Below are 25,736 nucleotides of genomic sequence, written 5' to 3' on the forward strand. Positions count from 1 at the left end.
TCCAGCGAATGCCCACCGGGATCAGCGGCTTCGACGACGTCGCCGTCGGCGGGCTGCCCGTCGGCCGGTCCACCCTCGTATCAGGCACAACCGGCAGCGGGAAAACCCTGTTCGCCGTCGAATTCCTCGCCCGCGGCGTGATGCGCTATGACGAACCCGGGGTATTCGTCGCCTTCGACGAGACGCCCGATGACATCCGCCGCAACGCCGCGTTCCTGGGCTTCGACATCGCCCGCTGGGAGGCCGACGGTAAGTGGATGTTCGTCGACGCCGCGGCGGACATCAGTGAGGAATCGCTCACGGTCGGGACCTTCGACCTCGGCGCGCTGATGGCCCGCATCGATCGCGCCGTCCGCCAGATCGGTGCCAGACGCCTCTGCCTGGACTCACTCGGCGCGGTATTCGTCCGCTTCCGCGACCGCGAACTCATCCGTCACGAACTGCTCCGGCTCATCCACGTCCTGGGGTCGCTCGACGTCACCTCGGTCCTCACCACCGAACGCGACGAGGAGTACGGCAATGTCTCCCGGCATGGCGTCGAGGAGTTCGTCCTCGACAATGTGGTGATCGTCCGGAACATCCTGCTGAACGAGAGACGGCGCCGGACGATCGAGGTGGTCAAGTTCCGCGGCGGCACGCACCGGACCGGGGAGTGGCTGTTCACCATCGACCAGACGGACGGGATGGTCATCATCCCGCTCGCGCTCCTCGCCCCGCGCGAGCGAGCGTCGCAGGAGCGGGTCTGCACCGGCAACTCCCAGCTGGACGCCATGCTGGACGGCGGCGTCTTCCGGGACGCGGTCATCTTGCTCACAGGGCCGCTCGGAGCCGGAAAGACGCTGTCGGCCCTGCAGTTCGCGGATGCCGCGTTCCGGGCGGGGGAACGCTGCCTGTTCCACGCCTTCGACGAGACCCGCGACCAGCTCAGCCGCAGTGCCGCCGGTTGGGGTCTCGACCTGGACGCCATGGAGGCGTCGGGACTGCTCCGGGTCACCGCCGCCTATCCGGAGGTGGCCTCGGTGGAGGATCGTTTCCTCCAGATCAGGAGAGAGATCAGGGACTTCGCGCCCGCCCGGCTCGTCATCGACAGCCTCTCCGCTCTGGAGCGGAGATCATCGCCCCGCACCCTGCTCGACTTCGTGATCGCGCTGGGCGGGATCGTCCGGCAGGACGAGATCACCACCCTGTTCACCGCCGCGCCGGCCGGGGTGGGAACGTCGCCGATCACGGAGATCGCCAACCTCACCGACGTGACGATCCTGCTCCAGTACGTGGACGGCACGGCAGCCGTGCAACGTGCCATCGCCGTCCTGCAGACGCGGGGCTCAGGGCACGACCACGCCATCCGCCAGGTCAGCATCGACAGCGCCGGTATGCACATCGGTGACCCCTATCCCGGGGTCTTCCGCATCCTCCCCGAAACCGCCACGATGCCTGCCCATCCCCACCGCGGAACAACCGGGCTGGGTCCTGATGGGTGAGCCGCACGACGCCGAACCGGCGCGGCCCGCGAATCTCGGACACGACGCCCGGCGGATCGTCATGTCGGCGTTGGCCGACGGAATCGTCGCGGTCGACGACAGCGGCGTGATCCGAATCTGCAACCCCGCCGCCGAGGAACTCGTCGGCCGGCCCACGGGTGAACTCATCGGCACCCTGTTTGGCTATCCGGTCGTCGCCGGCGAATCAACCGAGATCGACCTGATGCTGCCCGGCGGCCAGACGCGGGTGGTCGAGATGCGCGCCACCACCACCACGGTCGCCGGACAGCTCCTGCATGTCGCCGCGCTGCGTGATGTCACCCTCCGGCGGCAGGCCGAGCAGGAGCTCGAAGCGGAACTCGAACGGCGGGGCTCGGTGATCGCGGTGGCGGCCCATGAGGTCCGCAACCCGCTCACGGGGATCGGCCAGCTGGTGGACATGCTGCGCGACCCCCGGGAGAGTTTCACCGACGAGGAACGAGCCGACGTCCTCGGCCGCATCGCCGATCGCACCGCCCATATCCAGTCCCTGGTCAAGAAACTTCTCACTGTGGCGAAGATCGACGCGGAGGTCTCGCACACCACCACGGTGCCGGTGCCGGTGCTGGAGGTGATCCTGGAACGGTTGGCCGAGTTCGCCGACCGCCCCCGGAACGTGAACGTGTCGTGCGACCCCGGGGTCCGGGCGCTGGCCGATCGCGGCGAGCTGTCGGAGATGCTGGTCAACTACCTGGAGAACGCCTTCGCCTACGGAGCCCCGCCCTTTCAGATCGACGTCGCCGAACAGCCCGGCGGGGTGGAGATCCGGGTGTGCGACAACGGGCCCGGCGTGCCCGCAGAGTTCGAGGCCAGCCTGTTCGACCGCTTCACCCGTGGTGCGCGCGCCCGCCGGGGGACGGAGGGCTCGGGACTCGGGCTGTGGATCGTCCGGCACCTGGCCAGAGCCAACGGCGGCGACGCGTACTTTGAACCGGGTGAAACGGGCGCCTGCTTCTGCCTCCGCCTCCCTCAGGCACCGCGCAGGTGACGGCACGCCGACGCCCCCGCGCAAGCGACAGAAGATCACCGGGAAGACCAAGGAGCACTTTTGTCGGTGACACCACGGTGGACCGCCTCAAGCCGAGACGCCGGAAACCCGACGGCTGCGAGAATCCTCAAGGTGAGCAGGATGTTCGTGGCGTTGGTGCCTCCGCCGGACGTACTCGCCGAAGTTGAGGAGGCCGTTGAGCCGTTGCGGCGGGAATGGCCGGAGTTGACCTGGGTTGAGCCGGTCAACTGGCATATCACGTTGGCTTTTCTGGGGGAGGTTCCGGATAAGGCGCGGGCGGAGCTTGGGGTCAGGTTGGCGCGGGCCGCTGGGCATCATGAACCGGTGACGCTGGCGTTGGGACGGTCGGGGGCGTTTGCCAAGCCTGGGCGGGCGGTCACCTTGTGGCTGAGTTTGCGGGCTCCGGCGAGGTTGGCCAGGCTGGCGGGGTCGCTGGCGGCCGGGGCCAGGCGAGCGGGTGCGGGGCACATCGACGAACGGCCCTACCGGGCCCATTTCACCCTGGCCAGGTCGCGGAAATCGGCTGAAATTTCCCCACTTGTCGAGGCGTTGAGCGAGTTCGAAGGGACGTTCTGGCAGGCGACGAGTGCGCAATTGTTCGAGAGTCACCAAGGGCCGCCCCTACGGTATGAACCCATTGAGGACTACCCACTCGGTAGGCGCGGTTAGGCTCGTCGGCGTGGATCGTCCTCGACGCTGGCTGGTGCCGGCCGTGCTGGGCCTGCTCGTGCTCATCGTGGTGCTGGGTGCGCTGGTCAGCTGACCAGCGCACCCAGCTCATTCACCAGGCGTACGCCTCCGGCGCGGTTCCCCCGGGGCCGGGGAAGATCTCGTCGAGACGGGCCAGTGCCTTCTCGTCGAGCTTGATCTCCAGTGCCCGGGTGATTCCGTCCAGTTGTTCGGCCGTGCGCGGGCCGATGATGGGAGCGGTCACCGCGCGCTGGTGCAGCAGCCAGGCCAGGCCGACATTCGCCGGGTCCTCCCCCAGCTCATCGCAGAACGCCTCGTACTGCTCCAGTTGCGGACGGAGCCGCTCGATCTCGGCCTGCTGGTCCGGGGTGGCCGTACGGCCCTTTTCGATCTTCCGGAGGACGCCCCCGAGGAGACCTCCGGCGAGGGGGCTCCACGGGATCACCCCGAGCCCGTAGTCCTCGCAGGCCGGCAGGACTTCCAGCTCGACCGAGCGCTGCAGCAGGTGATACTTGGACTGCTCGCTGACCAGGCCGAGGAAGTTGCGGCGGCGGGCCGCCTCCTGGGCCTTGGCGATGTGCCAGCCGGCGAAGTTGGACGAACCGACGTACAGGATCTTGCCCTGGGTCCGCAGGACCTCCATGGCCTCCCAGAACTCCTCGAACGGGGTGTTCCGGTCGATGTGGTGGGCCTGGTAGATGTCGATGTAGTCCGTCTGCATGCGCTTGAGCGAGGCGTCGCAGGCGCGGCGGATGTTGAGCGCGGACAGGAGGTTGTCGTTCGGCCATTCGCCCATGGAGCCGTACAGCTTGGTGGCGATGACGGTCTTCTCCCGGCGACCGCCGCCCTGGGCGAACCAGCGCCCGACGATCTGCTCGGTGACACCCTCGCCCATTTTCCAGCCGTAGACGTTGGCGGTGTCGAAGAAGTTGATCCCCAGCTCGTGCGCGCGATCCATGATCGCGAACGAGTCCTCCTCGGTGGTGTGCGGGCCGAAATTCATCGTGCCCAGACAGAGCTTGCTGACCTTGAGTCCAGTGCGACCTAGTTGTCCATACTCCATGGACCTCAGCTTATGAACCTGGAGTGGACTCCAGGCGAGCGCTCGTGGGGACTATCAGCAATGATTGCCGCATGGGGGGAGCGAGGGTGAAAGTCATCGGGCTGGTGATGCTGGTGGTTGGGGTCGTGACGGCGACGCCTGCCTGGGCGGACGATACCGAGCGGGTCCTGTTCAAGTTTCGCGACAAGAGGATCACCGAGTCGAGCGGGCTCGCGCTCTCGCCGACGCATCCGGACATCATCTACACCCATAACGACAGCGACGCGGGGCCGCAGTTTTTCGCTGTGGGCATGGACGGGCGGACCCGGGCGACGTTCACGCTGGCCGGGGCGGAGGCTCGGGACTGGGAGGCGATGGCCGCGTCGAAGGACCCGGAGACTGGCCGTGGGGTGCTGTGGTTCGCCGACATCGGCGACAATTTGGAAGGCGCATGGCCGGATATTTCCGTTTATAAGGTGATCGAGCCTCAGCGGATGAGGGATGCCACGTTGCAGGCCGTGCGGTACCGGTTTCGGTACGCGGATGGGGGCCGGAACGCCGAAGGGCTCATGGTGCATCCCAAGACGGGGCGCCTTTACGTGGTCACCAAGGAGTTCGTGGGGTCGATCTACCAAGCTCCGAAGATTCTCCGTACCGACCGGACCAACGTGCTGCGCCGCGTCGGTGAGGCGCCGATCATGGCCACCGATGCCGCGTACGCCCCTGACGGCGCGACCTTCGTTATTCGTACCTATTTTTCCGCATCTATCTACAAAGCTCCGGACAAACTGGTGTCCAAAGTTTCCATGCCCGCCCTCGCGCAGTCGGAGTCGGTGACGTACACGCGGGACGGATCGGCCCTGCTCACCGGCTCGGAAGGAGTCGGCAGCCCGGTCTACGAGGTCCCGCTCCCGGCCAAGGTCGCCGCGTCGCCATCCCCGGCCCAGCCTGCCGTGGCGAAGCCCGCCGCGGCCGCCGAGTCCGGCGGTGTGCCCATCTCCATGGTGGCGTTGTGGGTCGGCGTCGCCCTCGGCGCGATGGCGATTATCGGAATCATCGCCCGCTGGGCGGTTCGCTGAGCCGGATGTGTGAACTCGCTAGTCGGGGGCAAGGTGGGACGAAACACCCGACCAGAACGAGGAGTCATCGTGCTCACACTGACGGACAACGCCGTACAGGTGATCCGTGATCTCACCGCGCAGTCGACGGATTCGGCGGACACGGGCATTCGCATCGCTGGCCAGCCCGACGAGCCGGGAGCCCTGCTGCTCTCGGTGGCGGACGCTCCGGCGGTCACCGACCAGGTGATCGACGTCGAGGGCGCCCGGGTCTTCCTGGACGCCGAGGCCGCCGATGTCCTGGACGACAAATCCCTGGACGCCGCCATCGACGAGCAGGGCGGGGTCTCCTTCAGGATCGAGCGGCAGAGCTACCTCTGACGCAGAAGCCATGGATCCCGGCTTCTCATGCGGGCCGGGATCCATGGCTACTTATCAGTAACTGAGTACATATACGCATGTGCTCGCGCGGGCGGGGCGGCATTGTTTCGTGCATGAACTCCGGTGGTCCCCTTCCGTGCCCGGACTGCGGTCAGCAGCTGACCGGGTCTAACACCGCCTGTCCGGCCTGCGGGCTGCCCCTCGTCGGGCCGGCGGCGACCGAGCTGTGGCAGCTCGATCTGGCGCTGGCCGATCTGCGGGCCCGGGAGGGTCACCTCCTGGCCCGGCGCGAGGTGTTGCTTACGACGCTGCGCGCCATTCGCGACAAAGTTCCGGCCATGGCGGGAGCAAGCGGGGGTCCCAACCAAGCCGCGACCGCGTGGGGGCCTCCGCCCGTTCCGCCGCAGCGTCCGACGGATATGTCCGGCAAGGCCGTACAAAATCTGCTGCTGGGTTTGGGTGGGTTGCTGCTGGTTGTGGCGGCGGTCGTGTTCACCGTCGTGAGCTGGGGGTATCTCGGGATCGGCGGGCGGGCGGCGGTTCTGCTGGGGTTCACGGCGCTGACGCTGGCGACGCCGCTGTTCCTGCTGCGCCGGGGGCTGAGCGCGACCGCCGAGACCATGGCGCTGCTCGGGTTCGCCCTGATGTTGCTTGACGGCTACGCCGCCTGGCAGGTCGGATTGGCCGGACTTGATCGCATCGAGCCGCTGACGTACACCGGCGTCTTGATCGCCGTCATGTGTGCGCTCTTCGCCCTGTACGGCCTGCTCGTCCACGTGGTCGTCGGCGAGCGGATCCACACGCTCAACCTGGCCGTCCCGGTGGCGATCGGGTTCGGGCAGCTGGCCCTGCCGGTCCTCAGCATCGACCGGGACGCCCTCTGGATCACCACCGCGCTGGTGTCCACTGCCGGGATCGACCTGTTGCTCTGGCATCGGCTCAAGCGCGGCACCGCCATCGTCTGCTTCTGGATCACCTGGACGATCGGCTCAGCGGTGGGCGTGCTGCTGACCATCCGGGAAGTCGACCTCCAGGGCGGGTTCGCCCTCTCCGGCGTGCTGGTCGCGGCTGCCGCCATCGCGCTGTTCCAGGCCTCGCGCGGCCGATGGACGATCCCGCTCGCGGGTGGGGCCGCCATCACGCTGGCGGCGGCGCTGGTGTATCCGATCCGGCTGTCCGTCGACGCGAACTGGTGGCCTGTGCCGACCCCTGTCGCCGCGTTCGCCGTCGCCGGGATCGCCCTGCTTGTCCGGCCCACGATCGGGCGCGAGATCGGCAGAATCGCCGCGGTCGCCGCCGGTGGCTTCGGTCTGCTGGTCGCTTCGCCGGTGCTGGTTCCGGTCACGGTCGCGCTGATCGGGCCCTTCTCGCCAGACAACTGGGAACCACGTACGCCCTGGGATGGACCTCGCACGCTGGGCGCACGCGACGAACTCGGGCTGAATCAGATCACGCTCACCGTTCCCGCCGTGGTCGTGCTGGCCACCGTGGCGATCGCCCTGGCGGTGTGCGCGCTGGTGGTCCGCCGGAAGAACGCGGCGATCATGTCCGCGGTCGCGGTGACCGCCGTCATGCTGGTCGTGCTGCCGGTCGCGTTCAATCTGCCGTTCGGGGTTCTGGTCGCCGTACAGCTGCTGATCACGGCCGTGCTCGGGGCCGGGGTGGCGTTCGGGGGGCGGTCACGGGAGCCGGCTTTCGCCGTGCTCGCGGTTGGCATGGTCGCCGAGGTCGCGGCGTGGGCGCTGGTCTCCAAGACGGCGACCCTGGTCGCGGCGGCTGTCCTGGCCGTCGTCGCCGCTGGGGTGGCGTGGCGGGCGAGCCTGCCTGCCGTACGGGCTGGGGCTGCCGGGGTGGCGACGGCGCTGGCCGGGGGCGAGGCCGTCGCGGTGTGGCTGGCGGCCGGGCAGAGTGCGCGGTATGTGACGTTCGTTCTGATCGCGGTCGCGGCGCTGGCCGCCGTCGCCGCCTGGCGGCTGCGGGACATCGGGGTGGAGATCGCCGGATACGCGCTCACCTTGATCGCGTTCGGCTACGTCGTGGACCCGCGCATGCTCAGCGTCGCGCTGGCCCTGGCGGGCGTCATCGCGGTCGGTACGGCCCTGCGCCCCGACCGGCACAACCCTGGTTATGTCGGCACAGTGCTCCTGCTGCTCGCCTCCTGGACCCGCCTCTACGCCGAGAACGTGGAGGTCGTCGAGGCGTACACCGTGCCTGTCGCGGTGGTCCTGCTCGCCTTCGGCTGGTGGCGCGCCCGAACGGCATCGTCCTGGATCGCCTATGGCAGCGGCCTCACGTTCGTGCTGCTCCCGAGCCTCTGGGACCTCTACGCCGAGCCGAACAATTGGATCAGAGCACTCGCGCTGGGCGTGGCCTCACTGCTCGTGCTGCTGGCCGGGGCGCGGTGGCGGCTGCAGGCGCCCGCGCTGCTCGGGGGGCTCACGCTGGCCATGGTGGCCGTGCACGAGCTGGCGCCGTGGGTGTCCGACCTGGTGCTGAGCGTGCCGCGCTGGGTGCCGGTGGCGGTCGGCGGGCTGCTGCTGGTCCTGGTGGGCGCGACGTACGAGGCGCGAATGCGGGACGTCCGGCGGATCGGCTCGCTGATCAAGGGCCTGCGCTAGGGCGCATCCGCTCCACGAAACGTTCGCCGCGCAGGGCACGTTCCACCACGGCGATCGACTCCGCGAGGGAGACCAATCGGGGGCCTTCCTGGCGGTAGACCTCCAGCACGGCCTCCACGACGTGGGGCGGCAGGTGGTCCTTGAGGTCGACGGCGGCGCCGCGGTATCCGGCGCGGGCCGCCTCGATCTCGGCCCGGACGTGGTGATGCGCCATCCGGGCCAGCGCGAGCGGATGCCGGCGAAGCACCCCATAGGCGCGGTAGTCGGGCGGCACGGCGTCCAGCAGCCAGGTGACGGCGGAGCTCTCCCAGTCCGGGCTGCCGGGCGGGCGCACCTCGGACGGCCATTCCGGAGGCACGTACATGCCACCATCATACCGAACACAAGTTCGATGCTCAGTGGACCTATTGCTATGGGTATGTCCGCGCTAACTTTCGGGGTGATGACCGGTTTCATGGGATCCCGCGTCACAATGGTGCGGTTCTACCCTTGAAGGGCGGGGATTCGGCTCCGCCCTGGGCACGAGACGATCGCGGACGCGCTGCGCCGGCTTCGCGATGAGGGGCACATCGACGCGGCGAAGGTGGGCGGCTGACATGAGGATCGGGGTTGTCGGGGCGGGCATCCTGGGGCTGGCGGTGGCCCGCGAACTGACCGCCAGGGGGGCCGAGGTCACCGTGCTCGATAAGGAGGATCAGGTCGGCGCGCACCAGACCGGGCATAACAGCGGAGTCGTGCACGCGGGCATCTACTACCAGCCGGGCTCGCTGAAGGCGCGTCTCTGCCGGGACGGGGTCGCCTTACTGCGGGAATACTGCGCGGAACACAAGCTTCCGTACGAGGAGGTCGGGAAGCTCGTCATCGCCTCGAACCGGAGCGAACTCGCTGGAATGCAGCGAATCGCCGCCCGGGCCGGTGAGAATCGTGTGCCCGGCATCGCCGTCCTCGACGCGCTCGGCCTGCGCGAGATCGAGCCGCACGCGGTCGGCGTCGGCGCGGTGTACTCCCCGCACACCGCGATCGCCGACTTCCCCGCCATCGCGCGCAGCCTGGCCGCTTCCCTGGATGTACGGCTCGGGCTGCCGGTCCGGGCGATCAGGGAGACGGCGTCCGGGGTGGAGGTGCTGGCCGGGCGGACGCGGTTCGCTTTCGACCGGCTCGTCTCCTGTGCTGGGCTTGGTACGGATCGGTTGGCCGCGATGGCCGGGCAGCCGGGGGACGTACGGATCATTCCGTTCCGTGGGGAGTATCTGCGTTTGACGGGTGCGGCGAAAGGGCTGGTCAGAGGGCTGATTTATCCGGTTCCTGATCCGCGGTATCCGTTCCTTGGCGTCCATCTGACCAAGCGGATCGACGGTGAGGTGCTGGTGGGGCCGAATGCGGTGATGGCGCTCGCGCTGGAGGGATATTCCTGGTCGAAGGTGTCGCTCAAGGATCTGCGGGGCATCGCGGCTTGGCCTGGGACGCGGCGCATGGCCGTACAACACTGGCGAACCGGGCTCCGGGAGGTGTATGGCTCGCTGGCCAAGCGCACCTTCCTCAAGGCGGCGCGGCGCTACGTGCCGTCCTTGACCAAGGAGGATCTGGCCAGAACCGAGGGCGGTGTCCGGGCCCAGGCCGTGGCCAGGGACGGTTCGCTCCTGGACGACTTCGCCATCGACACCCACGGCCCGATCGTGCTCGTCCGCAACGCGCCTTCCCCCGCCGCGACATCCAGCCTCGCCATCGCCCGCCACATCGTGGATGCGATCTTTTGACAGCGGCTTTAAGGCAAACTTCGTAAGGTTCCGAGCATCCGTACATGTCGCCTCAAGAAGCTGCCATGGTGTCTGAATCCCCTTCTTCCGCTGAAGCCCGGCTGTTGGTCGTCGAGGATGAGCCGAACATCCTGGAACTCTTGGGCGCCAGCCTCAGGTTCGCGGGTTTCGAGGTGCATTCCGCGTCCAGCGGCGGCGCGGCCGTCACCGCCGCCCGCCGCCATCGCCCCGACCTGATCGTGCTCGATGTGATGTTGCCGGATGTGGATGGCTTCGAGGTGGTACGGCGGTTGCGTGGCAGCGGCACGTACACCCCGGTGGTCTTTCTCACCGCCCGCGACGCCACCGAAGACAAGATCCGCGGCCTGACGCTGGGCGGCGACGACTACGTCACGAAGCCTTTCAGCCTCGAAGAGGTCGTCGCCCGCATCCGCGCCGTGCTGCGCCGCACCTCAGGCGACCCCTTCGCCGCCCCGCCCCGCCTGTCCTTCGCCGACATCGAACTGGACGAGGAATCCCACGAAGTCTGGCGCGACGGGACGGCGGTCTCCCTCTCCCCCACGGAGTTCAAACTTCTCCGGTACTTCATGTCCAACACCGGCCGCGTCCTCTCGAAAGCCCAAATCCTCGACCACGTCTGGGACTACGACTTCCGCGGCGACGCCGGAATCGTCGAGTCCTACGTCTCGGTCCTCCGCCGCAAAATCGACAACCGAACCTCCCCCCGCCTAATCCACACCCTCCGAGGCGTCGGCTACGTCATGCGCTCTACCTGAAACCGCGGTTTCCCCACCCACCCAACCCTCTGTTTATCCTCGGGCTCCGCCCGGCCCCGCCACCACCGTGATTGCCGGACAAAATAACGGCCACGGATGGCTCTCCCACCCATTCATCCCTCTGCTTCTCCTCGAGCTCCGCCCACCCCCGCCAACGCCGTGGCACCCGCACGAAGGCCATGACACAGGTGCTCTCCCCCCGCCCTGGGAGCGTCCTCATATCCGGTGTCGGCGAGAGTGACCACCCCTGCGCGGCGAACGCGGCCACAGGACCGAGGATGCCGCGCTCACAGCCGTGCTCACAACCTGCTCGAGCTCGCGCCGATCCATGGCGATCGCTCGTGACCTTGTGCGAGTCTCGATGATCTTCTGTGGGTCACTGCCTCCGCGCCCATGGTGATGGTCTGACCGCGCTCGTGGGGTGCGGTTGCCCGGCGGCTGCTACAGGTGTGCCTCGTCCGTCCGGGGCGGGGCCGGGTGTGGAGTAGGGTGCGCGGCCGAAGCCGGATGCGACGCCCCGGGCGATACCGGCGTCGGGTGCGGCACCCCCGGGCGAGGCCGGAGCCTTGGGCGGGCCCGGGGTTGAGTGCGGCACCCCGGGCGGGGCCGGGGTCGGATACGACGCTGTGGGGGTCATCCCAGGGTGGGATGTGACGCCCTGGGCGGGGGCGGGGTTGGGTACGGTGCTGGTGGCGGCCATGCCGGAGTCGGGTGCGACCCCCTGGGTGGGGAGCGGGGTTGGGTGCGGCACCCCGGGCGAGGCCGGGGTTGAGGTGGGGTTTGTGAGTGTTCGTTGCCCGGGTCGCCCAGGTTGCTGGGATTGTCGGGGCTGCCAGGGCTGTTGGCGGGGGTTTCGGGGGTGGAGTTTGGGGTGGCGGTGGAAGCGCATCACCACGGTGCCGTTGCCCTGATCGATGATCTCGACGCGGTCGGGGTGGCGGGATTTCCATTTGTTGTCGGGGGTGCACAGGGGGGCGAGGTTGGCCAGGTCGGTGCGGCCGGCCGGGTGCCAGGGTTGGATGTGGTCGATCTCGGCCAGGTAGGCGGGGACGTCGCATCCTTCGCGGGCGCAGGTGGTGTATTGGGCGAGGATGGCTTCGCGCTGGTCGGTGGAGGCCAGGCGGCGGGTGCGGCCCAGGTCTAGGAGGGCGCCGTCGGCGTCGCGCAGGACGCGGCGTAGGTCGGCGGTGTAGGCCATGCGGCGGGCGTCGGCGGCCGGGATCGCGGTCCCGTCCTGCAGATGAGCGGGATCCTCGCATTCGCCGGTGAGGGTCTGCTCGGTGACCGCCACATGCATCACCGTCCGACGCCCGCCCTCAGACAGGCGCACGGCCAGGGCGTCGGCCATCCGCTTCCCGTGGTTGCGGGCGTCCTCGGTGCCGTTCTTGACCGCCAGCGGTTCCAGCCACGTTTTGAACTGCAGGGTCAGTTCGGGGTCGAGCAGGCCGGTGACGCGGCCCATCCCGTTCAGGGTGGCGGCGATGCTCAAATGCTGGCGCTCGGTCAACGCGGCGGAGCGGGCCAGCCGCCCGCCCGGGTCGACGGTCTCCAGGATCGCCCGACCAGCCTGGGTGACGTCTTCGACGGTGGCGGCCGGATCGGCGGCCAGGGTGAGCAGGATCGGCTCGGCCAGCCGGGTGTCGGTGTCATCCAGATGCCGGACTGCCGAGGCGACCGCGGCTGCAGCCCCGAACGGCAGAGTCCCCTCGGCCAGTTGCGCAGCCAGGTCGGGCAGCCGGGATAGTTGCTGGGCCAGGGTGACCCGTTCCCCCGCCCGGGCGGCCCTTGAGCCGGTGGCCGCGGCCAGCCACGCCCCGAGCGAACGCCGCCCGAACAACTGCTGACCTTTCCCGGCATCGGCCACGGCTAGCCGGACCGCGATCGCCGCCTCGGCCCGATCGATCGCCTGCGACAGGGCCACGATCTCGGCCATCGCCGCCTCCACATCAGACGGCACTCGCGACCCGTCGGCGGCGATCACCCCGGCCTGGTGCAGCCACTCCCGAATCGCCGCCCCGGCCAAACCCGGATCAGGGTGATCAGAACGGCCAGGATGATCAGAACGATCGGAGCGGCCAGAGCGATCGGAGCGGCCAGAGCGATCGGAGCGGCCAGAGCGATCGGGATGATCGGGATGGTCAGGATGATCCCCAAATCCCGCATCACCACCAGCACCCTGATCGGTCCCCCGCCCACGACCGGCACCCCGATCCGCCCCCCAGGCACCCCAATCAGCCTTCTGGGCAGCGTGACCGGCCTCCCCGGCATCCCGGCCGGCCTCCCCGGCAGCGTGATCAGCTGCCCGGGCATCCCAACCAGCCGCCCAAGAAGCATGATCAGCCCCCCAGGTAGCGTGACCGGCCTCCCCCACATCCCAACCGGCCTCCCGGACAGCGTGACCAACCTGCCGGGCATCGTCACCGGCCAGTTCGGCACGCTGACCGGTTTCCCGGGCACCCTGACCTGTCTCCCGGACACCAGCACCGGCCCGTGGAACACACTGACCGCTCACGTGCCCGCAGCCGCAGGACTCCTGCCCGGAACCGGGCAAAGGCCGGGGGCCGCCGGAGGGCCGGATACCAGAGGGCCGGACACCGGGCTGCTGGGCAGGGCCAAACTCGGCCGGGCTGAACTGGGCGGATCCGAACCGGGTGTTGGCGGGTTCAGCGGTGGCCCGGGCGGTACTGGGACGCACCGTTGCGAGGTGTGCCATTGCGGGGTGTGCCGTGCCAGAACGTGAGGTGCCGGAGTCGCTGCCGGGGTCGGCTGTGATGCCTCGAGCTCGGGAGGGATCCAACAGCAGGACCGCGCCACGGGAATCGCCAGGGATACGGCCGGTTTCATGTGCCCCGACATATCGCCGGGGTGCAGGTGTTCGCGCGCGCAGGACCGGCGCACCGCCGGGGCCGGCATTGAGGGAACCTCCGACGGCGGGGTCGTGCGCGGGGTCGTGACCGTCACGGTCGGCTGGAGCGCAGGAGCCCAGAGGCGGGGATGAGCGGGCACGGTGGTCGGTCAGCAGCACCGCACCCGAGGTCATCATCCCGGATCACCTCCCCTCGTGGACCGACCGGCCGACCCACCGCCAGGATATCGCTCACGCGTTCGATTAGCAACTCTATGTAGTCACTTATGTGCGAATTGTCGCGATGGGAGGGCATGAGCGCGGCAGCGATGATGTCACCGATCTTCCATGGACATTCGCTGATGTTCCGCAACACCTCCGACCCATCGGTGATCTGTCTCGCGAGCACCGTCACCGGCCTGTTGAGCACGCTGGCCGGTCACGTGCCCACTGCCGCAGGACTCGTGCCCAACTCCAGGCGACGGCCAGTGGCCCGCCGGAAGGCCGGATACCAGTGAACCCATCGTGAGCTGCGCGTTCGCACGCTCGGCGAAGGGCGCCCATCGCGGGAGTCCTCTGTTTCTCCTCGGGCCCCGCCCGCTGCCAACGCCGTGGCACCCGCACGAAAGCCATGGCGCGGGGGTTCCTCACCCATCCAGCCCGTTTGTTTCCCTCGGGCTCCGCCCGCCCCCGCCGTCGCCATGTTCGCGGTTCTCCCAACCCACCCAGCCCTCTTGATTCCCCTCTGGCTCCGCCCGAGCCCGCCAGTACCGTTGTGGCCTCGGAGCGACAGCCCTGGCACGGTGGATCGCCCTCCGGCTCCGCCTGACCTCGCCATCCGTGGCTTCCTGACACCGGGCGACATCGACGCTCTCGGCACCCCTTGGGCTGTCGGGCTTTCGGTGACGGTCAGCGGCCAGCGGCGTCGGGGGTGATCGTTCGGCGGAAAACGCGCTTGGTCGCGCGGGTGGGAAGGATGCGTTCGGTCAAGCCCTGTCGTTTGGCGACCAGACGGGTGACCAGGAGGGCCAGGCCTACGCCGAGGAGGCTGAGTGTGCCGGTCGCGAGGACGGCGATTCGGGGTCCGGCCAGTTCGGATAGCCAGCCGACCAGGGGGGCGCCGATGGGGGCGCCGCCGGTGAAGACCAGGATGTAGATTCCCATGACTCGGCCGCGCATGGCGTGGGAGGCGCCCATCTGCACGGTGGCGTTGGCGGTCGTGTTCACGGTGATCATGGCCATGCCCGCGGGAACCAGCAGGAGCAGGAATGTGAGGTAGCCGGGGGCAAATGCCGCCATCATCTGAAATATCCCGAAGAAGGCCGCGCCCAGAAGCAGGTATCGGCGCCTCGGCTTGATTTGCCGCGCTGCCAGCAACGCGCCGCTCAGCGCTCCGATGGCGAGCGCGCTCGACGCGATCCCGAACGCGGACGAACCCGCGTTGTAGACGTTGGTCGCCATCAACGCGATGGCCGTCGAGAAGCTCTGCGCGAAGACCGCCACGAACGCCACGATCAGGATCGGCAGTAGCAGTTCAGGCCGTCTGCCGACATACCGCAGCCCTTCCCGAAGCTGTCCCTTCGCCCGGGGTACCCGCTCAGGTGTGCGGAGCTCGCTCTTCCGCATGAGCAGCAGCCCGGCGATCACCGCCCCGAACGTCAGTGCGTTCAGCATGAAGATCGGCCCGGTGCTCAGCACGGCGATCAGCACACCCGCCAGCGCGGGTCCCACGACCCTGGCCAGGTTGAAAGTGGAACTGTTCAGCGCGATCGCGTTCGGCAGATCGTCGCGGCCGACCATCTCCACCACGAACGCCTGCCTGGTCGGCACCTCCACACAGGCCAACGAACCCAGCAGGAACGCCATCACGAACACATGCCACACCTGTACGGCACCGCTCACGATGAGCACACCCATCGCCAGCGCCAGCAACCCCATAAGCGAGTCCGCCACCACCAGCAACCGGCGCTTCGGATAACGGTCGGCCAGCACGCCGCCCCACAATCCGAACAACATCATCGGCAGGAACTGAAGCGCCACGGTGATCCCAAGCGCCGTCCCGCTACCCCCGGTCAAACTCAGGACCAGCCAGTCCTGAGCGGTCCGCTGCATCCAGGTCCCTACATTGGACACGACACCACCGGCCGCGAAAAGCCGGTAGTTGTAGTTCCGCAGCGACCTGAACATTCCCCCGCGAACCACCGCCTTCTCAACTGGTACGGACGCCACTTCGTCGGCAACGGAATCGGGAGTCGCGGGCGAGTCTGCCAGCGGGCTGATGGGCTGAAAAGCCACTTCAGTGACGTCGGCCTTGGGCTCGGACGCCGTTTCTTCGGCATCCGGATCAGGGTCTGCACGCGCTGGCCGTGGACGATCTGACGACGTAGCGGCTGGAGGGATTACGCCAGTGGTATCGGCCGTCTCGCGCCCTCCGTCGTCGATAGCCGAGTCGGCGTCGGCAATTGGGGCCGACTGCGAGCGACTCACAGAGTGGGTGAGCCGAACAACCGCACCACCAACATCAGCCACGCCAGCAACATCAATCCCCGACCGAGACACCGCCTCCTCACCAACCAGACCGGCTTCGGCGGCCGTAGCCGAGCGCGAGCAACCCAAAGGGAGGCTGGGTGGGACAACCGCACCAGCATCAACCGCCGACCGAGACACCGCCTCCTCACCAACCAGACCAGCCTCGGCGGTCACAGCCGAGCGCGAACGACCCAAAGGGAGGGTGGGTGGGAGAACCACCTCAGTAGGTGGGGCTCCGGTTAGGGGAGCCCCAGGGGTGGTTAGGTTGTGGAGAGTTTTTCCAGGATGGGGGCGGCTGCTCGGAGGGTTGCTCGTTCCTCGGGGGTGAGGTCCTTGAGGCGTTGGGCCAGCCAGGCTTCCTTGAGGCGGCGTTCCTCCTTCAGCAGGGCGATGCCCGCTGGGGTGACGGTGATCGAGACCTGGCGGCGGTCCGTTGAGTGCGGGGTGCGGGCCAGTAGGCCCCGTTCCTCCAGGTTGGCGATCACGCGGGTCATCGAGGGAGGTTGCACCTTCTCGTGCTCGGCCAGCTCGCCAGGCGTCATCGCGGTGTGGCGTTCTACAGCGGCCAGGGTCGCGAGCTGCGTGGGGGTCAGCGAGTGGCCCGTGCCCTGCTTGCGCAGGCGCCGGTTCAGGCGGGCGAGGGACACGCGGAGCGCGGACGCCAGACCTGCGTCGCTGCGGAGGTTCGCAGCCGACGCTGTCTTCTGAGGATTCGTTAGCATAAGTCATTACCTCTGCTAACTATATACGACATCGTGATATTCCTCCATGGCGGGGGCTCGCTTGCTCCCATACTCGCTTGCTCCCGTACCTTCCCCGTACGGGAGGCCAAAGATACGACGAGTGGAACCGATCAGGGAGAGCTGCAGGTGTAGCCGCTCGGCAGGGACGCGTTGCCGTTGGGACGACTGCCCTGGAACCCGAAGGTGGCGCTGGCCCCCGGGCCGAGGTTGCCGTTGTGGCTCTTGGCCGTCACCGTCTGCCCGCTCTGGGTGAAAATGGCGTTCCACCCGGCGATCGTGTGCCCGGCCGGAAGGTTGAAGGTCACCGTCCACGAGCTGATCGCCGAGCTGCCCGCCGTGACCGTAACCGGCTGGATCACGTATCCCGTGCTCCACTGGCTCTGGGTGGTGGCCACGACCGTACAGGCACCGCCGCCGGTCGTGGTGAAGGTCACCAGTGCGGAGTTACCAGACAGGTTACCCGCGCCGTCACGTGCCCGGACATAGACCTGGTACTGGGTGTTGGCCGTCAGCCCGGTCAGCGTGATCGAGTTGGTCGTCGGCGAACCAAGCTGCGGGTCGGTCGCACCCTGCTCGCGATACACGTTGTAACCAGCCAGACCCGAACCGCCGGTATCCGTGGACGGCCCCCACGACAGGGTCGCGCCCGAAGAGGTCACGTTGGAGGCGGTAGGCGTACCAGGAGTGGTCGGCGGAGTCATGTCGGTGCTGGTGCCGAGCACGGCGACCAGCGTGCCCGCCCGAAGGCGGGAGTGCGATGTGGCCATGGCCACCTCCAGTGGAAGCGAAAGCGGGGTCGTGCCGGTGAGCACGACCCCGCCTCAGTTCACGGATTTCACGGAGTGGTGCAGGTGTAGCCGGTCGGCAGCGCGGTGTTGCCGTTGGGACGGGCGCCCTGGAAGCCGAAGTTGCCGCTGCCACCCGCCGGGAGGTTGCCGTTGTGACCGACGTTCTTGGCGGTCACGGTCTGGCCGCTGACGGTCAGCACGGTGTTCCACGAACCGGAGATGGTGTGACCGGCCGGGAGGGTGAACGTGACGGTCCACGAGGTGATCGGTGCGCCACCGGCCGTCACCGTGACCGGCTGGATCACATACCCGTTGTTCCAGGTGTTCTGGGTGGTGGCCACGACAGTGCAGGCACCGCCGGTACCGCCACCGGTGGTGGTGAAGGTGACCAGTGCGGAGTTGCCGGACAGGTTGCCCGCGCCATCACGGGCCCGAACGTACACCTGGTATTGGGTGTTGGCGGTCAGCCCGGTGAGGGTGATCGAGTTGGTCGTCGGCGAACCCAGTTGCGGGTCGGTCGCACCCTGCTCGCGGTAGACGTTGTAGCCGGCCAGGCCAGAACCGCCGGTGTCGGTGGATGCCGTCCAGGTCAGCGTCGCGCCCGAAGAGGTCACGTTGGTGGCGGTAGGCGTACCAGGAGTGGTCGGCGGAGTCGTGTCGGTGCCGCCGCCGGTGGTGGTGGTGAAGGTGACCAGCGCGGAGTTGCCGGACAGGTTGCCCGCGCCGTCACGTGCCCGGACATAGACCTGGTACTGGGTGTTGGCGGTCAACCCGGTCAGCGTGATCGAGTTGGTCGTCGAGGTGCCCAGCTGCGGATCGGTCGCACCCTGCTCACGGTAGACGTTGTAGCCAGCCAGGCCAGAACCGCCGGTGTCGGTGGATGCCGTCCAGGTCAGCGTCGCGCCCGAAGAGGTCACGTTGGAGGCGGTAGGCGTACCAGGAGTGGTCGGCGGAGTCGTGTCGTTGGTCGGTGTGCCGCCGTCGAGGGCGTTGTGCACCGCCGTGTACGCGGGTTTGATCGCGTAGTTGTTGTCGTAGATCAGCGCGAAGCCCTCACCGCTGAAGGTGTCCGGCACCCACGAGTACTTGTCGGTGAAGCCCCAGATCGTCACGCCGGCGCAGGCGGTGACCGCGTTGCAGGCGTTGATGACGTTCGTGTAGTACTGGGCCTGCGTGGTGTCCTTGGCCGCGGTACGCGGGGTCTGCATGCGGACGTCCAGCTCGGTGACCCTGACCTGGACGCCGAGGTTGGCGAAGCGCTGCATGTTCTGCTGGATGTCGTTCGGGAAGCCGAACTGGATGGCCAGGTGCCCCTGGAAGCCGACACAGTCGACGGGCACGTTCTGCGCGCGCAGCGACTGCACCAGGTTGAACATGGCGGTGCTCTTGGCGTTGATGCCTTCGACGTTGTAGTCGTTGATGCACAGGCGCGCGTTCGGGTCGGCGGCGCGGGCGGCGCGGAAGGCGTCGGCGATGTAGCTCTGGCCCAGCGTGTTGAACCAGAATGACTGCCGGAAGGTGCCGTCCTCGTTGAAGGCCTCGTTCACGACGTCCCAGGAGACCACGGTCGCGTTGTTCGCGTACCGGCCGACGACCGTGGCGATGTGCTCGTTCATGGCGGCACGCATGTTGGTGGCGCTCAGACCCTGTACCCAGCCGGGCGTCTGACTGTGCCACACCAGCGTGTGCCCATGCACCTGCTGGTTGTTCTGGGTGGCAAAGTTGACGATCTGGTCGGCCCCGGTGAAGGTGTACTGGTTGTCGTTCGGCTCGGTCGACTCCCACTTCATCGCGTTTTCGGCCGTGATCTGGCTGAACTCCGTGGACGCGATATTCCGATAAGCCGTCTCGTTGGCGAGCGGGCTGGTGGCGATCGCAGCGCCGATGAACTTGCCCCGTTCTTCGGCATGCATACGCAGGGTCCCGTCCGCGTGGGCGGGTGTGGCGATGAGAACGCTTGCCGCAGCCGACGCCACCGCGCAGACCACCGCGAGAGATCGCCATTTCAAGGAAGGCACAGGATCTCCTCTTCCGAAAGTTTTCGATAGCTTTCGTGTTGTCCACGGAGGCTAGAATTACCCGGAAGAGGGGTCAATCTCCAGGCCAGGACAACGGACTAGCGGAGTCCTGACCCCATAAAATATCGGTCCACCTCTGAAACTTTCAGTTACCCTGCCGCAACACCGTCGCGAAGAATCCCCACTGGAATTCCAGTGGGGATTCTCTGTTCAGCCGATGTTGAAGAGGATCTTCAGCGGGCCGAGCGCAAAATAGATCACGAACAGGGCCGTGACGACCCAGAGCAACGGGTGGATCTCGCGCGACTTACCCTTGACGGCCTTGATCAGGACGTACGCGATGAAGCCCGCGCCGATGCCGTTCGCGATGGAGTACGTGAAGGGCATCAGGACGATCGTGAGGAACGCCGGGATGGCGATCTCGTAGTCGGTGAAGTCGATCTCCCGGATCGAGGTCATCATCAGGAAGCCGACGACGACCAGCGCGGGGGCCGCGGCCTCGTAGGGGACCACGGCGACGAGCGGGGCCAGGAACATCGTCAGCAGGAAGAGGATGCCGGTGACCACGCTGGCCAGGCCGGTACGGGCGCCTTCACCGACGCCCGCGGCCGATTCGATGTAGGTGGTGTTGGAGGAGACGGAACCGGCGCCTCCGGCCGCGGCGGCGACGGAGTCCACCAGCAGGATCTCGCGGGTCTTGGGCAGGGTGCCGTCCTGCTGGATCAGGTCGGCCTGCTTGCCGACGCCGACGATGGTGCCCATCGTGTCGAAGAAGTCGGTGATCAGCAGGGTGAAGACGAGCAGGATCGCCAGCACGACGGAGATCTTGGAGAACGCGCCGAACAGGCTGAACTGGCCGAGCAAGCCGAGGCTCGGGACGTCGACGATGTCGCCGAGGGACGGGAGGGCGGGCACGTTCAGGCCCCAGCCCTGCGGGTTCGGCTGGCCGTTGACCAGGGACGGGCCCGCGTCGGCGAACAGCTCGACGATGATCGCGAAGATGGTGGTGGCGACGATGCCGATCAGGATCGCGCCCCTCATCTTGCGGGCCACCAGCAGCGCGGTGGTGAGCAGGCCGACCACGAAGACCAGGATCGGCCAGCTGGTCAGAGCGCCACCGATGCCCAGCTCGATCGGGGGCGCCGGAGCTGCCGTCTTGCGCACGAAGCCCGCGTCCACGAAGCCGATCAACGCGATGAACAGGCCGATGCCGACCGAGATGGCCGTCTTCAGGCTGCCGGGGATGGCGTGGAAGACGGCTGTCCTGAATCCGGTCAGGACCAGTAGCAGGATGATCAGACCTTCCAGGACGACCAGGCCCATCGCGTCTTCCCACGACATCTGGGTGGCGATGCCGTACGTCACGAAGGCGTTCAGGCCAAGACCGGCCGCGAGCGCGAACGGGACATTGGCCACCAGGCCCATCAGGATGGTCAGCAGTCCGGCCACGAAAGCGGTGGCCACCGCGACCAGCGGGATGTTCGGGGCGCTGCCGTCCCCGAGGAACTGGCCGTCCGCGTCCTTGACGGTGCCGATGATGATCGGGTTCAGGACGACGATGTAGGCCATGGTGAAGAACGTGGCGAGACCGCCGCGCACTTCGGTTCCGACCGTTGAGCCACGGTCAGAGATCTTGAAGTACTTATCGAGAAAACTGGCACTTTGGGGGGTTTGGGTGACACTCACGCGCGCAGAGTGACACCCATTACCAGCTGCGAAAAGACCCAGGAGACCGAAGTGATTCTTTCGTGATCGATTCGTGTACGGCTTGCGCTCATCCACCCGTTGACCTGGTCGCCTAGGCTGAGCGAATGAAGCCGCCACGCAAACCGGACCCGGAGCCGCTCCAGACCAACGACAGCGCCACCATCCTCGCCGGCATCGGTCTCTGGGCGATCGCCCTCGTGGTTCTCCTCATCATCCGCCCAGCTCAGAGCTGGTGGATCTGGACCTGCGTGGCTGGCATGGGCATGGGTGGCTTCGGACTCATCTACGTGTACCGCCGCGATCAGCGGGAGCAATCACGCGATACCGCGAAGTAGCAACGCGACAAACCCGAGCCCACTCCCGCCGATCACCCAACCGGCCGGATATCAGCTGTCCAGATCGGCCTCGGCCAGGAGTAGCGGGACGCGTTCGGGGTCGCGGAGGAGGGCTGCGACGGCTAGGCGGTCGCCCCATTGGCCGGAGGCCCAGGCGAGGCCGCGGGCAAGGCCTTCGACGCTGGAGGCGTGGACTTTGCCGTCGAAGAAGCGCCAGGGGATCGGTCTGCCGTCGACGAGGAGTTCTTCGTGGGCGATGTAGGTGGAGGGGGCGGTGGGGAGGAGGGTCTGGACTTGAGGGGGGACCGGGCGCTCTGTGCCGGTGGAGGTGACGTCGCCGGTGACGATCTCGCCTACCAGGGGGAGGTCGAGGACTTCGGAGAGGGCTTCGGCCAGGTCGAAGGGAGCCAGGATCAGGGGGCGGTCGGCCACCAGGGCCAGGAGGTCGGGGGCTTCGACGATGACGGGCTCGCCTGCCGGAGCGTCGGGGCCAGGGACGGAATCACCCGCTCGGGAGCTGGACGTGGCATCGCCCCGGCCGGCTGCGTCGCCAGTTCGGGAGCCGGGAGCCGCTTCGTCCGCTTGGGAGCCGGAGGTGGGCTCGGCTGGGGGCGAGATGAGGACGTGGCCGTCTTCCGCATCGGTGACGACGATCGTGCCGTTGAGGATGGAGCGGACGGCTGACGGCGGGCGGACGCGGGAGGGGTCCACTCCGGCGATGGCCATCCAGAGGGCGCGCAACTGGGGGCGGTCGAGTTCGATGGCGGGGTCGGCCATGAGGTCGAGGAGTTCTTCCGGGCCGCCGTGCGACGCCAGCAGGTCCGGCAGGGTGGAACGGACGCCGATCATGGTTAGCGCGGTTTCGTCCACGTCTGCGGGAGCGTCGGCGTACAGGCCGAACAGGAGCGGGTCGCCGGACGGGAGGCGCAGGGAGGTCGGGGGTTTGCCGTCCAGGACCGGATTCCGGGAGAGCCACCAGGCCGTGTACGAGGGGACTTCGACGACTTCGCCCGCCACCAGGACGCGGAGCGGGAGGAGCGCGGCGCGCAGGGGCGGCCGGGACAGCAGGGCGAGGGCGGCGCGCCAGTCGGCGACATACTCCAGGTCGCGGATGGCGGTGAACTCGCGGGCCACGGGCGGCACGTCGAATTCGGGGAGCAGGTCGAGGATCGCGTCGAGCCACTCGTCCTCGCGGTCGAGGTCGTGGTCGCATTCGTCCGGGTCGAGCAGCACATCGGAGTCGTTGACGACGGCGAACCCGTCGAGCACGCCCGCCGCGGCGAGCACCCGGGAGCCGTATTTCTCGACCAGGTCGGGGGCGGCGAAAGGCGCTTCCAGGTCGATGAGCTTGGCCAGGTCGCCGCCTTCCAGCAGCAGTTCACCGGCGGTGTAGACAGCGCCGTCCGCGCCGCGAAGCGCGAGTTCGGCCAGCCAGGGCGCCTCCCCGGCCGACAACCCGGCCGCGTCCACGAGCGCGAGCACGGCCTGCGCGACCGGCTCGGGATCCGCGCTTCCGGCCGATTCGGTCACGGCCGCGTGCGTGATCGGGTCATCCAGGACGGTACGGGGAGTGGCTTCACCCGCACCCAGGCGAAGCAACAATTGGTGCGCCGCATCCGGATGCACGATCCGCAACCCCAGCGGAGCCAGCGCGGCCGGATCGAGCCCGCCTTCGGTCAGCAGCAGCGTGCCTCGCGCCCCCCGGACCAGCCGCCCATCGGCCAGCGGCACCGCGATCGCCCCGATCGCCTCCGGATCGTCAGCGGGCAGCACCTCATACAGCGACCGCCACCAGGACGGTTCCCGATCGGCCACCTCGTCCCCCGACAACATGTCGACGACGTCGGCCAACTCCACCCGCCGCACACCCAGCGTGGTCAACGCCGGATGCCGCGACGGCCACCCCGCAGGCAACAGCCCCGGCACCATGTCCGCGACCTTCTCCAGAAACTCCCCAGCCCCCGCGACCGCCCGAGCTTCCCGCCCTGCGACCACAAACGACCCACCGCCCAAGCCCCGAGGCGATCCATCGCCGGAAGCGCTAGGTGAAGTGGGGCTCGACGCACCCACCCCACCGAGCGATCCATCGCCGGAGACGCCGGGCGAAACAGGGGTTGGCGCACCCACCCCACCGAGCGATCCATCGCCGGAGACGCCGGGCGAAACAGGGGTTGGCGCACTCAGCCCACCGAGCGGCTCATCGCCGGAGGCGCCGGGCGAGGCAGGGGTTGGCGCGCTGGCTCCGTCACGCGGCCCACCGGGCGGTCCGCCGGACGCGCTGAGCGACCCATCCGTCTCTGCGACAAGCTGGGACATGCGCTGATATGCATCACTTCCGACAGGAAGATCCGTGGCCCAGCGACGATTCAACGTCGTCCGGAACTGATCCTCGCCATCTGGATCCGTGGGAGCGGACAATGCCGGAAGCAGCGGTGCCCCGGGTAGGAGCCCGACGATCTCCCGGCGGATGGCCGCGTCGAGTTCTCCCTTGCCCAGCATGCCGGGCACCAGGTCCAGCAGCCGGGGAGTGCGCGGCAGTTGCCGAAGCAACAGCACATACAGTTCGGCGGCCCGGCGGATGAGGAAGTCGGTCAGCGGACCGGTCGCCACATGCCGCCGGTCGGTCGCCAGCGGGAAGGTGGCGATCAGCAAGGCGGGCAGGTCCAGCGCTTCCTCACTCGGAGTAGGCGCGTGGATGACGGCCGGAACATCCCTCGGCAAAGGCCGAGGCTCACCGGCCGAACCCGATTCGCGATCAACAGCCAAGCCGCCGGTCGACAGCCACCCGGATGCGGCCGACCCATGACCAGCGGCGGAACCCCCAAGCCCTCCTTCCGGCGCCGACTCCTCTGGGCTGGGAAGACCTGAGCCCGACGTCCCCGGGATCTGAACGACCGGAACAGCCCAGCGGACCTGCCAGAACGGGCGGGCGCGTTCCTCGGTGGGGCGGTCGGCGTAGAGTTCGGCGATCTGTTCGGGGGTGAAGGAGCCGGTGGCGGTGATGACGTGCCAGCCGTCGCCGGTGACCGTGCGGACCTCGCCGTCGAGTTCGATCTCGATGACGGAGAGGGCGGGCATCACGAGCGGGAGGGCCGGGCTGGTCTCCTCCAGCATCTGGCGGACGGCCTGTTCGGCGACCTTGTCGCGGAGCGGGAGCCGTACCAGAGTCTCGAAGCCGTCGGGGACGGGCGCGGGGTCCATCGGGAACGGGAGGCGCAGGAGCGGGACATGTCCGGCGCGGTCGGTCAGTTCGGTGCTGAGGGTGGGCTGGGCGGCGACCAGGGCGCTGGTTTCCTCGCGGGACCAGCGGACTCCGCCGGTGGAGCGGGAGTACACCGACGGGGAGTCGCAAACCGAGACGACGGCGGCGAAACCTACACCGAAACGGCCAGCCGCGCCGATCTCATCGCGTTTTGCCGAAACCCGCAGGGTGGACAGGCCCTCGACGCCGGCCGCGTCCAGTGGAGCGCCGGTGTTGACCGCCTCCAGGACGCCGTCACGCAAGGACAGCCGCAGCCGCCCGGGAACCCCCGCGCGCAGGGCGGCGTCGGCCGCGTTCTGGGCGAGTTCGACGATCAGCCGGTCACGATACCCGCCGAGCGCGAAGTCCTCTTCGGCGTTGGCATCCTCCCGGAATCGGGCAGGAGAGGCAGCCCAGGCGGCGAGAACGGTCTCGCGCAGGCGCGTGGTGCCGAAGAAGTCGTTCATTTCACGCTCTCGGGAGGGGGCTGACACAGCGAACGTAGGTTAGCGCCCCGGCCCGACATTCCTCGCCTCAGCCAAGATCTTCGTCAACGTCAATTCACCCGATGCTTCCCAGCCGTCCGGGATCCCGGCGACTCCCACCCACCCCCGATGCCTCCCATCAGAGCAGATACCGGACGTCAGAGCCGCCCGAACCTCTGGGCGGCTCCGCCTAT

Annotated in this window: 21 protein-coding genes; 12 read left to right on the forward strand and 9 right to left on the reverse strand. The window is 68.1% G+C overall.

The window, feature by feature from the left end; all coding sequences use genetic code 11:
* Positions 1–8: 8 nt before the first annotated feature.
* The 4 genes from kaiC to Amac_RS57500 all read left to right on the forward strand — a co-directional run bounded on the left by kaiC (position 9) and on the right by Amac_RS57500 (position 3,292).
* Complete coding sequence (gene kaiC / locus Amac_RS36315) at positions 9–1,481, forward strand: circadian clock protein KaiC (RefSeq protein ID WP_218041503.1); 1,473 nt, start codon at positions 9–11, stop codon at positions 1,479–1,481.
* Positions 1,474–2,508 (forward strand): sensor histidine kinase, encoded by a 1,035-nt coding sequence (locus tag Amac_RS36320; protein ID WP_155358949.1) that lies wholly within the window; start codon positions 1,474–1,476, stop codon positions 2,506–2,508. The genes kaiC and Amac_RS36320 overlap by 8 nt, the downstream gene beginning before the upstream one ends.
* Positions 2,509–2,649: 141 nt before the next feature.
* A complete protein-coding gene (gene thpR, locus Amac_RS36325) occupies positions 2,650–3,198 on the forward strand; it encodes an RNA 2',3'-cyclic phosphodiesterase (protein ID WP_246268947.1) in 549 nt (182 codons plus the stop codon).
* Positions 3,167–3,292 carry a hypothetical protein gene (locus tag Amac_RS57500; RefSeq protein WP_281356384.1) on the forward strand — a complete coding sequence of 42 codons (126 nt, stop codon included), beginning with the start codon at positions 3,167–3,169 and terminating at the stop codon, positions 3,290–3,292. The genes thpR and Amac_RS57500 overlap by 32 nt, the downstream gene beginning before the upstream one ends.
* A gap of 18 nt (positions 3,293–3,310) precedes the next feature.
* Here Amac_RS57500 and Amac_RS36330 read toward each other — a convergent pair whose 3' ends face one another.
* On the reverse strand, positions 3,311–4,282 hold the full coding sequence (locus Amac_RS36330; RefSeq protein WP_155358951.1) for an aldo/keto reductase: 972 nt from the start codon (positions 4,280–4,282) through the stop codon (positions 3,311–3,313).
* 86 nt (positions 4,283–4,368) lie between these two features.
* Between Amac_RS36330 and Amac_RS36335 the strand changes: the two genes are divergently transcribed.
* From Amac_RS36335 to Amac_RS36345, 3 genes are all read left to right on the forward strand, one after another.
* Positions 4,369–5,340 (forward strand): hypothetical protein, encoded by a 972-nt coding sequence (locus Amac_RS36335; RefSeq protein ID WP_246268948.1) that lies wholly within the window; start codon positions 4,369–4,371, stop codon positions 5,338–5,340.
* A gap of 69 nt (positions 5,341–5,409) precedes the next feature.
* On the forward strand, positions 5,410–5,700 hold the full coding sequence (locus tag Amac_RS36340; RefSeq protein ID WP_155349860.1) for a Fe-S cluster assembly protein HesB: 291 nt from the start codon (positions 5,410–5,412) through the stop codon (positions 5,698–5,700).
* Positions 5,701–5,813: 113 nt separating this feature from the next.
* The gene (locus tag Amac_RS36345) at positions 5,814–8,318 is read left to right on the forward strand and encodes a zinc ribbon domain-containing protein (RefSeq protein ID WP_155358952.1); all 2,505 of its coding nucleotides are present in this window, start codon (positions 5,814–5,816) and stop codon (positions 8,316–8,318) included.
* On the opposite strand, the gene Amac_RS36350 is transcribed toward Amac_RS36345, so the two are convergent.
* Entirely contained in the window at positions 8,302–8,682 is a 381-nt protein-coding gene (locus Amac_RS36350) for a hypothetical protein (protein WP_155358953.1), read from the reverse strand. The two genes, Amac_RS36345 and Amac_RS36350, sit on opposite strands and share 17 nt — an antisense overlap.
* 232 nt (positions 8,683–8,914) lie before the next feature.
* Between Amac_RS36350 and lhgD the strand changes: the two genes are divergently transcribed.
* Together lhgD and Amac_RS36360 are read left to right on the forward strand one after the other, a co-directional pair.
* Positions 8,915–10,075 carry an L-2-hydroxyglutarate dehydrogenase gene (gene lhgD, locus Amac_RS36355; protein ID WP_155358954.1) on the forward strand — a complete coding sequence of 387 codons (1,161 nt, stop codon included), beginning with the start codon at positions 8,915–8,917 and terminating at the stop codon, positions 10,073–10,075.
* Positions 10,076–10,140: 65 nt separating this feature from the next.
* Positions 10,141–10,851, forward strand: a complete 711-nt coding sequence (locus Amac_RS36360; RefSeq protein ID WP_155358955.1) for a response regulator transcription factor — start codon at positions 10,141–10,143, stop codon at positions 10,849–10,851.
* Between the two features lie 376 nt (positions 10,852–11,227).
* Here the strand turns inward: Amac_RS36360 and Amac_RS36365 are convergent, their stop codons facing one another.
* Positions 11,228–12,874: an HNH endonuclease signature motif containing protein gene (locus Amac_RS36365; RefSeq protein WP_155358956.1), complete on the reverse strand. Its 1,647-nt coding sequence runs from the start codon at positions 12,872–12,874 to the stop codon at positions 11,228–11,230.
* Between the two features lie 30 nt (positions 12,875–12,904).
* Between Amac_RS36365 and Amac_RS36370 the strand changes: the two genes are divergently transcribed.
* Positions 12,905–13,591: a hypothetical protein gene (locus tag Amac_RS36370; protein WP_155358957.1), complete on the forward strand. Its 687-nt coding sequence runs from the start codon at positions 12,905–12,907 to the stop codon at positions 13,589–13,591.
* A gap of 419 nt (positions 13,592–14,010) precedes the next feature.
* Positions 14,011–14,214: a hypothetical protein gene (locus Amac_RS36375; protein ID WP_155358958.1), complete on the forward strand. Its 204-nt coding sequence runs from the start codon at positions 14,011–14,013 to the stop codon at positions 14,212–14,214.
* Between the two features lie 391 nt (positions 14,215–14,605).
* Here Amac_RS36375 and Amac_RS36380 read toward each other — a convergent pair whose 3' ends face one another.
* The 5 genes from Amac_RS36380 to Amac_RS36400 all read right to left on the reverse strand — a co-directional run bounded on the left by Amac_RS36380 (position 14,606) and on the right by Amac_RS36400 (position 21,460).
* Positions 14,606–15,883, reverse strand: coding sequence for an MFS transporter (locus Amac_RS36380; RefSeq protein ID WP_155358959.1), 1,278 nt, complete (start codon positions 15,881–15,883; stop codon positions 14,606–14,608).
* A 602-nt stretch (positions 15,884–16,485) separates the two neighbouring features.
* Positions 16,486–16,947, reverse strand: a complete 462-nt coding sequence (locus Amac_RS36385; RefSeq protein WP_155358960.1) for a MarR family winged helix-turn-helix transcriptional regulator — start codon at positions 16,945–16,947, stop codon at positions 16,486–16,488.
* A 131-nt stretch (positions 16,948–17,078) separates the two neighbouring features.
* On the reverse strand, positions 17,079–17,735 hold the full coding sequence (locus Amac_RS36390; protein ID WP_155358961.1) for a cellulose binding domain-containing protein: 657 nt from the start codon (positions 17,733–17,735) through the stop codon (positions 17,079–17,081).
* Positions 17,736–17,803: 68 nt separating this feature from the next.
* On the reverse strand, positions 17,804–19,774 hold the full coding sequence (locus Amac_RS36395) for an endo-1,4-beta-xylanase (RefSeq protein WP_246268949.1): 1,971 nt from the start codon (positions 19,772–19,774) through the stop codon (positions 17,804–17,806).
* A gap of 210 nt (positions 19,775–19,984) precedes the next feature.
* Entirely contained in the window at positions 19,985–21,460 is a 1,476-nt protein-coding gene (locus Amac_RS36400) for an NCS2 family permease (protein ID WP_155358962.1), read from the reverse strand.
* Between the two features lie 125 nt (positions 21,461–21,585).
* Between Amac_RS36400 and Amac_RS36405 the strand changes: the two genes are divergently transcribed.
* A complete protein-coding gene (locus Amac_RS36405; protein ID WP_155358963.1) occupies positions 21,586–21,816 on the forward strand; it encodes a DUF2530 domain-containing protein in 231 nt (76 codons plus the stop codon).
* Positions 21,817–21,867: 51 nt separating this feature from the next.
* Here Amac_RS36405 and Amac_RS56650 read toward each other — a convergent pair whose 3' ends face one another.
* On the reverse strand, positions 21,868–25,524 hold the full coding sequence (locus Amac_RS56650) for a sacsin N-terminal ATP-binding-like domain-containing protein (protein ID WP_246268950.1): 3,657 nt from the start codon (positions 25,522–25,524) through the stop codon (positions 21,868–21,870).
* Between the last annotated feature and the right edge of the window lie 212 nt (positions 25,525–25,736).

Origin of the sequence: Acrocarpospora macrocephala, assembly GCF_009687865.1 — a bacterium.
GTDB lineage: Bacteria > Actinomycetota > Actinomycetes > Streptosporangiales > Streptosporangiaceae > Acrocarpospora > Acrocarpospora macrocephala.